At 67.6% G+C, this 8,386-nt stretch carries 7 protein-coding genes; 3 read left to right on the top strand and 4 right to left on the bottom strand.

The annotated features are described in order from the left end of the window. Nucleotides 1-283: 283 nt before the first annotated feature. The 3 genes from L0P92_RS39040 to L0P92_RS39050 all read right to left on the bottom strand — a co-directional run bounded on the left by L0P92_RS39040 (nucleotide 284) and on the right by L0P92_RS39050 (nucleotide 3,533). Nucleotides 284-1,030, bottom strand: coding sequence for a phosphotransferase family protein (locus tag L0P92_RS39040; protein WP_234767883.1), 747 nt, complete (start codon nucleotides 1,028-1,030; stop codon nucleotides 284-286). A gap of 214 nt (nucleotides 1,031-1,244) precedes the next feature. After that, on the bottom strand, nucleotides 1,245-2,315 hold the full coding sequence (locus tag L0P92_RS39045; protein ID WP_234767884.1) for an LLM class flavin-dependent oxidoreductase: 1,071 nt from the start codon (nucleotides 2,313-2,315) through the stop codon (nucleotides 1,245-1,247). A gap of 759 nt (nucleotides 2,316-3,074) precedes the next feature. After that, a complete protein-coding gene (locus L0P92_RS39050) occupies nucleotides 3,075-3,533 on the bottom strand; it encodes a hypothetical protein (protein WP_234767885.1) in 459 nt (152 codons plus the stop codon). 894 nt (nucleotides 3,534-4,427) lie between these two features. Here L0P92_RS39050 and L0P92_RS39055 point away from each other — a divergent pair. Then, the gene (locus tag L0P92_RS39055; protein ID WP_234767886.1) at nucleotides 4,428-4,943 is read left to right on the top strand and encodes a hypothetical protein; all 516 of its coding nucleotides are present in this window, start codon (nucleotides 4,428-4,430) and stop codon (nucleotides 4,941-4,943) included. A gap of 795 nt (nucleotides 4,944-5,738) precedes the next feature. Here L0P92_RS39055 and L0P92_RS39060 read toward each other — a convergent pair. After that, on the bottom strand, nucleotides 5,739-6,116 hold the full coding sequence (locus L0P92_RS39060) for a nuclear transport factor 2 family protein (protein WP_234767889.1): 378 nt from the start codon (nucleotides 6,114-6,116) through the stop codon (nucleotides 5,739-5,741). Nucleotides 6,117-6,417: 301 nt separating this feature from the next. Here L0P92_RS39060 and L0P92_RS39065 point away from each other — a divergent pair, with 301 nt between their 5' ends. Further along, a complete protein-coding gene (locus tag L0P92_RS39065; protein WP_234767887.1) occupies nucleotides 6,418-7,251 on the top strand; it encodes an SDR family oxidoreductase in 834 nt (277 codons plus the stop codon). 311 nt (nucleotides 7,252-7,562) lie between these two features. Further along, nucleotides 7,563-8,084 (top strand): hypothetical protein, encoded by a 522-nt coding sequence (locus L0P92_RS39070; RefSeq protein WP_234767888.1) that lies wholly within the window; start codon nucleotides 7,563-7,565, stop codon nucleotides 8,082-8,084. Nucleotides 8,085-8,386 lie beyond the last annotated feature (302 nt).

The following is an 8,386-nucleotide window of genomic DNA, read 5'->3' on the forward strand; positions in this document are numbered from 1 at the left end:
GGGGTGAGTGGGGGCGCGGGTGCCCGGGCCTGGATGGAGGTCCTTTCGTCCGTGCCAGGCCTCGAGCGCGTTCTCGACAGCCGGCGACCCACGGTCGACGCCGACATGAACGCGCCGCTGGCCCGCGGCAGAAGCACCCAACGGCGATGCTCCGTCTACCGGGACAAGGTCCGCCGGCTCCAAGTCACCCCGACTTGTTGAGAGTACGGGCGAGTGGTGCGCCCCACGGGATGGCCTGCTCGATGCGTCAGAACGCATACGTAACTGTCGGGCCCCCGCGGCCTCACATCAGGGATCTCAGCACATCGACCTCACAGCCCGGCGCGAAGGGGTCGAAGCCGTGCTCGATCAGCCAGCGGACTGCCAGCAGGCTTCGCAACGACCACCACGCGTGGATCACGTCGAGGTCGACGTCGATGCCATATCCGGCGATGACGTCGTCGAGGTGCTCCTCGTGTCCGAGGGTGAAGGTTGCGAGGTCGTACAGGGCATCACCCTGGCCCGCCTCGGACCAGTCGATGATGCCTGTGACCTCGTCGCCGTCGAGGAAGACGTGAGCGATCTGCAGGTCGCCGTGCGTGAACGCCGGAGTCCACGGCCGGAGCGCGGCCTCGGCGACCTGGCGGTTGCGGGCGACCAGGTCGGCGGGCAGGACGCCGTTCGTCACGAGCATCTCGCACTCGTCGTCGAGTTCCGCCACCAGCGAGACGATGCTCCGGCCGGCCCGACCCGGCCAGGCCGGAAGCGGCGCGTCGTGCAGCTTCCGGATAGCGGTACCCGCCGCGGCCCACGCCGCCGGCGACCCGGTCGACGGCCCGCCGAGGCGCCCGAGCGTCGCCCCGGGGAGTGCGGTGATCGCGAGCACGGGCGGCTGGCGCCACAGGACCTTCGGGGTCGGGACCGGCGCGAGGGACATCGCCTCGACCTCGGCGTCGATGCGTGTCTGATCGGCGTCCACCTTCAGGAACACGTCGCCGACGCGAAGAGTCGCACGCTCGGAATGGGCGACGACGACCTTGACCTCATCCATGGGCGACCAGTGTTCCGGGGATGGTCGTCGATGTCGCCGGGTTTATCCGGTGCGATTACGCGGCTGACCGCGTCCCGCTTCTCCGGCGGCGACCAGATCCGGGTGCCGCTCGCCAGGATCGCCAGAGCACCGCAGGGTAGGCCAACTCCCGGAAGACACAGCGGTGTTCATCCAGATACCACCCATCAGGGCCTGACGACATGCCAGGGTCCACTCAAGTGAGAAGTTTCGCGAGCTGAGCCATCTCGGTGGGCGGGTCGATCACCGGCTGGATGAGGAGTTCCTCGATGCCGGCCTGTTCCAGGGTGGCGATGCGGGCGAGGAGGTCGTCGCGGGTGCCGACCAGGGCCAGGCTGTTCATCAGCGAGGGCAGAACCAGGTCCCGGTCCCGCGGTGCGATGCGTCCGAGGTAGTTGGAGTAGAGCTTGGTGTGCCGGTCCGGCGCGGTGGCGGTGGTGTCGCGCCGGTCGAGGAGCCGCCGCACGGCCTCGCGTTCCTCAGGGCTGAGTTGCTCGGCGAAGGAGGGCCTTTCGGCGGCTGTGTCGGCGGCGAAGGCCAGCAACGACAGGGCGAGGTGGCCGGTCGCGTCCCGGGCTGCGTCGCTGTGTGGGTCCTCGTCCTCGTCGAGCATGTAGAGCGAGGTGACCACGTAGGAGTCCGAGTCCGAGCGGGAGCCGGGGGCGCGAGGTGTGTCCTGGGCGGCGTGGCGGCGCGCGTTGTGCAGCGCGTGCCAGGCGTTGGGGTCCAACAGGCCGAAGGAGATGAGGCCGGTGCCCCGGCGGCCGGCGACAGCGGCGGCCCGCGGCCCGAGCGCGGCCACGACGAACTCGATCGGGTCGGCGGTGTTCACGTGCGCCCCGTTGTGCAGGAACCGGATGTCGCGGCCCCGGTCACCTTCGCGGTACTCGGTCGGGAGCCCGGCGCACAAGTCCTGCAGTGCGGCGGTGAAGTTCTCCAGCCTAGCCGCCGTGGTCGGCCGCATGCCCAGGGTGCGCCGGGCGGTGTTTCCAGTGCCGACGCCGCAGATGATCCGACCCGGTGCCAGGGCGTTGAGGCTGGCGAGCCCACTCGCGGCGGCCGGAGCCGAGCGCAGCCCCGGTGAGGTCACGCCGATGCCGAGCTTGATGCGGCTGGTGGCCTTCGCGCACAGGCTCAGGGCGACGAAGGGATCTCCGTGGACCATCGGAGTGTCGTTGACCCAGAAGCTGTGTAAACCCAACTCCTCGGCCCGCACGGCGAGGTCCTCCACTCCGGGGTGCGCGCTGACCACGATGCCTGCACGCATCACAACCTCCAGGTTATGCGGATGGAATCGAACCTGCTCAGGATGGCAGGCCCGGCGCAGAGCCGTTGCGGAGTCGCGTGATCTCGCAAAGGCGGCAGGTCGCGATGATGGCCTTGCCTGACCGCAAAGAAGCCCCGGTGATGCAGATGACCTTCCCAAGTCGTCTGCCGCAACGGAGCTTCGAGTGTGCCGTCAGTCTGCGTGCTGTGCCTCGTCAATACCCTGCCGCTGACACACCGGGTGGCCACGATCCGCTCGGGCTCGCCACCGGAACACGGACGGTGAGCCCTACCGGTACGGCCGGCCCCACGGGTCGGGGTACTGGATTCCCTGATGTGTTCGACCGCACGCAGGGTTAGGGCATTTCAATGTGTCGGATGCAGGATCCGGAGACGGCCACGAGCAGCCGCAGTAGGCGCAGGAGAGCGTATATGCCGGATGCGGCGCCGGCCCGGTTCTCCTTCGAGGTATCTCCGTGGACTCATCCGGGTCACACACCCGACACAACCACGCCCAAAGTTCCCATAGCAGCAACACCCCGAAAATGGCGCCTAACGCGATCCACACGACGGTTTCCCCTGCCATGACTCATTCCCTTCCCTGCCGCCTTCTCGTTTCGAGGGCTACCTCAATGTTGAAATCGCCGCAGGATAGGCGTACTTGACCGCTGTCACGGAAGTTGCGACTGACTGGCACAGATAGCTTCCGAAACAGTTCTGACCGGTCTCGTACGACCCACACCACACTGCCAACAAGGGCTCAGCCGTCCCCGCCACCGCAGTCATAGTCCTCCACGGCGTCGAAAGCGGCACGGTTGCGCTTGCCGTACACCGGATCCAGGACGTCATTCGCGTTGGCGCCCGATTTCAAATTGCTCACCGACGTATCGATCGCCTTGAGCACCGTGCGGAACTCTTCGGCGATGTCCGCCGGCGCGCTCGCCTGCATCGGCTCACCGGCGTCGGCGATCAAAGCGGCCTTCCTCCGCAGCTCTTTGAAGTCCAGCGGCTCCCCTTCAATCGCCGCACCCACTTCGGCGCTGTAGGCAATGACGCCAGCCTGGAAGAACGACAGGTTGAGGCAGAAGGGCGAAGTTGGCGTGGCGCTCGGGCGTGCGGTCGATGCGCTGGGGGACGGGCTGGACGAGGCCGGGCCCGATGCCGGTGGCGCGGCGGTCGGGGAACTGGAGCAGCCCGCCGTCATCAGCGCGGCGGCCATCGCGAGGATCCATCTGCGTGGGGCGGTCATGGGCGGAGAGTAGGCGAACGAGTCCGGGAGGGGTCCCAGGCGACAACATCATGCTTCATGAGTGGCTGGCGACGACTCTCCTGTCTGGCATCGCAGGTATTACTCAGACCACCCCATGCCCGGGTGGGGCTGCTTGTGCCTCTCGTCCTCGCGTTCCACTCTTCAATTCCTCTCACTACCACCCATAGCGAAATGCGGCATTGCTGCCGCCTTCGTCTCCGGTGCGTTCCTCATGGCGCTGTGCGAGGTCGACACGGTGGAGTTCACCGGGCAGTAGGTGTTTCTGATCAGCAGGATCCGTACTCCCCTGGAGGAGCCGTATGACTGGTGTCGTGAGCTGACTGATGATGAGTGCACGTTGCCGTATCTGGTGGCGATCGGTGACAGGGCGACGCCGACCCTCGGGGCGTAACAAGCAGGTCGACATCCGCGCCGATGGCGTCTACATCATCGCCCCCGCCCCGTCCCACCGCGCACCCAGCAGGCCGTCCTCGCCGCCGCGGCGGCCGCAGCCAAGCCGAGCGCACCCCCGCCCCCGTCCCGGCGCCCGCTGAGGCCTGCGGCCAAGTCGCCCAGGGTCCTTCGAGACCGTGCCGCACGAGGAGTACAGGGCGGTCTGCCCAGGGCCTTGGGCCACCGCACCCCCGCCCCGTCCCACCGCTATCCCAGCAGTTCGGTGAAACCCCCAGGTCACCACACATCCCACCATCCCAACATCCCAGCGCCCCGAGATCCGTTGCCCATCGCTGCAGCGCGCTGCCAGCGTCGGCAGGGCTCGGGCACGGCTCAGGGACTCCGGTCTCCGCCGGGCCGGGTCCGAGGGACAACCACCACATGCGTGCTACCCGAAAGGAATCACCACTCGTGAATCGTCTACGTCGTACAGGTCTCACCCTGGCACTGGCGCTGGGCCTGTCACTGGCCACGGCCGGTGTCTCCGCCGCCTCTCCCGAGGCCGCACCGGGGCAGAAGGCGTCCGCGTCCACCAGGGCGGCTGTCATCTGTCCGGGACAGGGGCAGCGGGTCAAGAAGGAGAACGAAGGCAGGGTCTACGTGGTCGCAAGGGGCTACATCCTGTACTGGATCCCCAACAGCACCGTCTACTTCGACCTCTGGGGCAGCTGGGACGGCGTCGTCACCCTGCCGAAGGACACGTTCGACGCGTGCTTCACCAACCCCAGCCGTCCTCTGAACAACGGCCACCTGGTCAAGGAGCACGACAACGACGCCGTCTACATCTGGGACGGGTCGTACGGGAAGTACCGTCAGATCGCAAGCTGGTGGACCTTCACCGAGAAGTACCACTTCGACCCGGCCGAGATCGACGTGAAGCCGGACATCCTGCAATCGAGCGTGGACCTCAACAACCCCTGGACATAGCCGACCGATCGGGCGCCTCCCTGGGGGAGGGGAGGCGCCGCGCCGGCCCCCGTACAACAACCCGGCACCTATGACCGCTGCATCCCAATCGCGGCGACCACGCTGGAGGAACTGCGCGAACACGGCCCGGCCGGGCCCGCCTTCTGGCGTTTCGGGAGCGACCACCGCCGGCCACTGCTAGACGAGATCGGCAATGCCCGACGGGATGCCTACCTTGCCCGCCGCCGCCGGGCCGCCGGGCAAGAACGGCGACGCCGTGAGGAACGGAAGGCCGCGCAGTGGGAGGCGCGGTGGCCGGTGTGCGACGACTGTGGGCAGAAGTTCACCGATGCCCGGTCGGAGGCGATCGGCTACCCCCGGGACTGGAGCAAAGCGCCAGTCGCACCCGCACCTGTGCTAGAACTGGCCGGATCGGGCCGTCGCAGCACAAGCGCAGGCCGAAGCCGCCGAACGCGAGCGCCCGGAGGCAGGGGAACAGGCGGCCGCACAGAAGGCCGACGGCCGGCTCTCCCGCTTCCACACCTGACCCGGGCAAGCCGCGGCGACCGACCACGCGGGCAGGCCCAAGGCCGCTCCGGGCAAGCCCGCGTTGTCGGTGGCGGCGGCAACGCTGATCAGAAGAACGGCGATGAGCAGCTGCTGAACGGCCGGGTCTACGGCGGGGAACACGACGACCCCCACCTCGGCCCGCTCCCACACCGGACCTACGCCGAACTGGTCGGCGGGCCGCTGGACGGCCTGCTGCTGGACATCCACAGGTGGCAGACCGAGGAAGTCGACGAGTGGCCGGCTCTCTCACAGCCGCTCAACCAGCGCGGACCGCCACTCCGGCGACGGGTCCGAGCCCAACTCGCTCCAATACTCCCGGCCGGCCGCGACCCTCCCCTCCCGCACCGTCCAGAACGATGCCACCCGATGCACGCCCATCGTCTCGTGCGGAACCTCCACCTCGGAGACCACCTGGTCGCCGTCGGCGACGACCCGCAGTACGCGGATTGACCACCCTTCCGGATACTCCGCGTTGATGCGCACGTAGTTCGCCCGCCCTACGATCCGCTCGCCGCTGACCGGCCACTCCACCACCAAATCCTCAGCCAGCAAGTCACGCAACCCGGCCCAGTCCCGGGCCTGCATGCGCTCCCACAATGCGTAAACGATCTCCGAAGGCTCCATGGCCGCATCCTGACAGCCCCTACTGACAAGCGCCTGCAGAACGCCCAAGCCTGGGGATCTGGCCCGGCCCCTCCCTCTTCGCTCCCCACCTTCCACACATGCCGTTTGTCAATGAGTTCAGATGTCAGTAGAGGGGCTCTAGTAGAGGGATTCCATGCTTCTGAATGTCCGTGAGTTTCGATGTCGCTCGGGCTCGTGGCAAGGGCAGCGGGAAGGGGTCGGGAGTCTCCTTGACCTGAAGTGCGATTGAGCTTTTAGCGTGTCCTCAAGTTGATCATCTGACGACGGGAGGAACGCGCTCGTGATCCTCGTGACCGGAGCCACCGGAAACATTGGCGGTGCACTGCTGAGGGAGTTGCACGCATGTGGTGCGGGGCCGCTGAGAGGGCTCACCCGTGACGCCTCCCGGGCGATGTTCCCCGAGGGGGTCGAGGCCGTTGAGGGTGACTTGGCGGTGCCGGAGTCGTTGAAGCCCGCTCTGGCCGGGGTGCGCTCGCTGTTCCTCGTGTCGCGGGTGGGCCCGGACGCGGACATCCTCGCGGCGGCCCGGCGGGTGGGTGTGGAGCACGTGGTGCTGGTGTCGTCCATCACCGTCGAGACCCATCCGCACCTGGGCCCCGCTGACGAGAACCTGGCGGTCGAGCGGCTGCTCAAAGACAGCGGCACGGATTGGACGATCCTGCGGCCGACGCAGTTCGCCTCGAACGCTCTGATGTGGGCGGGGGCGATCCGTAACCGTGAGGCGGTCCGCGCGCCGTATGCGGACACCGGGTTGCCCACGATCCACCCCGCGGATATCGCGTCGGTGGCGCGGGTTGCACTGACGGAGCCCGGCCACCAGGGGCGGACGTATGCCCTCACCGGCCCGGAGCCGGTGACACCCCGGCAACAGGTCACGGCCATCGCGACAGCAATCGGGCGGGATGTGCCCTTCATCGAGATCAACCGGCAGGAGGCTCACGCGCAGATGGCCGCGGTCTTCGGGGACGAGGCAGCGGATGCAGTGCTCGACGTGACGGGCGGAGACGTCAATGCCGAGCTGCTCGCGGTGCGCGACACGGTTTCACCGGTCACCGGTTCCCCGGGCAGGCCGTTCCGGCAGTGGGCTGCGGAGAATGCCGGCATCTTCCGCTGAGACACCGGGCCGGTGACAGCCGCTCGTCTGGTGGTTGTCGATCGCGGGGTCAGAGTGTGGCGGCCTGCTCGGCGTGGGCTTTGGTCTGGGCACGGTAGGAGTCCGTGCCGGCCTCCACGATGGCCGCGCACAGACCTCGCCCCACCGCAAGGCCCCAACTGCCATTAAAACTCGACGACATCGCGACTCACCGACAGAGCCATCATGCACTCGAATGGATGAGGCGGGGGTCCAAACGACAGGCCCTAGCCCGCCGCCGCAGGATGGCGATGCTCTCTCCCGTTCGGGAGGGGTCCCCAATTGGATTAGCCATGATGTGGGCGCTGTCCGGGCAGGCTGCTGCGGCGTTTCGCCCTCAAACAGGTCTGCTATGTGCCGGGGGAGGCGTTTTGTTCAGGTGGCGGAAGAACCGAAGCGGTCCGGAGCTCCTGGCTTCCAAGAGGGAACAGGAGCAGATCGAGATCCGCTTCACGGCGGCGAGTATGGTTCTCATGCAGGCAGCGCGGGAGCTGGGGACGGACTCGACGGCAGGCGCTGTGCATCTGATCACCGCCGGGGAGGCGAGCACGCTCAAGCATGTCGAGTTGCTGCAGCTGTTCTGCGGTGGTTCCAGTTTCTTCTCCGTCGCCAGGTTGTCCCGCGACGATTCCGATCCTGTGAGGGCGACGGCCTATCGAGCTCACGTAGTTGTTGGAACCCCCGATGACTTCGTTGCGGACTGGGGACGTGAGTACGCCCTGGGAATCGTCCGATATGCAGCGCTGGTCGAAGGTGAACCCAGTAACGCGATACGCGATCTGCTTGCCGCTTATCGGAGCGTGGCAACGGCATAGGGATGCTCTGCCCGTCCAGCAGTGGTACGGCCACACACTGCCTCCAAGCCCGCTCGCTGCGCGAGAGGGGTGCGGTGTGACGGAAAGTCGAACGAATGGGTTCGCTGAGTAAAGACTCGATTGGCTCCGGCAGCGCGAAGCACGTCGCGCGCTGCTGCTCGGTCAGCTCGCCGCCCGCGCCGCACGGCCGTCGGCGAGATGGTCTGGGACATGGACGAAGTGGCGCGGCCCGCCGCGACCAGGGATCGCCCTGGACCTGCTCGGCCGTGCCACCCCCGCCCCCCCCCCCCCCCCCGCACGGG

Origin of the sequence: Streptomyces muensis, from assembly GCF_021474425.1 — a bacterium.
Lineage (GTDB): Bacteria > Actinomycetota > Actinomycetes > Streptomycetales > Streptomycetaceae > Streptomyces > Streptomyces muensis.

Bases quoted from the DNA above. Each gene is read 5' to 3' on its own strand.
- L0P92_RS39040 (WP_234767883.1), bottom strand. From the start codon at position 1,030: ATGGATGAGGTCAAGGTCGTCGTCGCCCATTCCGAGCGTGCGACTCTT.
- L0P92_RS39045 (WP_234767884.1), bottom strand. From the start codon at position 2,315: ATGCGTGCAGGCATCGTGGTCAGCGCGCACCCCGGAGTGGAGGACCTC.
- L0P92_RS39050 (WP_234767885.1), bottom strand. From the start codon at position 3,533: ATGGCCGCCGCGCTGATGACGGCGGGCTGCTCCAGTTCCCCGACCGCC.
- L0P92_RS39060 (WP_234767889.1), bottom strand. From the start codon at position 6,116: ATGGAGCCTTCGGAGATCGTTTACGCATTGTGGGAGCGCATGCAGGCC.
- L0P92_RS39070 (WP_234767888.1), top strand. From the start codon at position 7,563: ATGATGTGGGCGCTGTCCGGGCAGGCTGCTGCGGCGTTTCGCCCTCAA.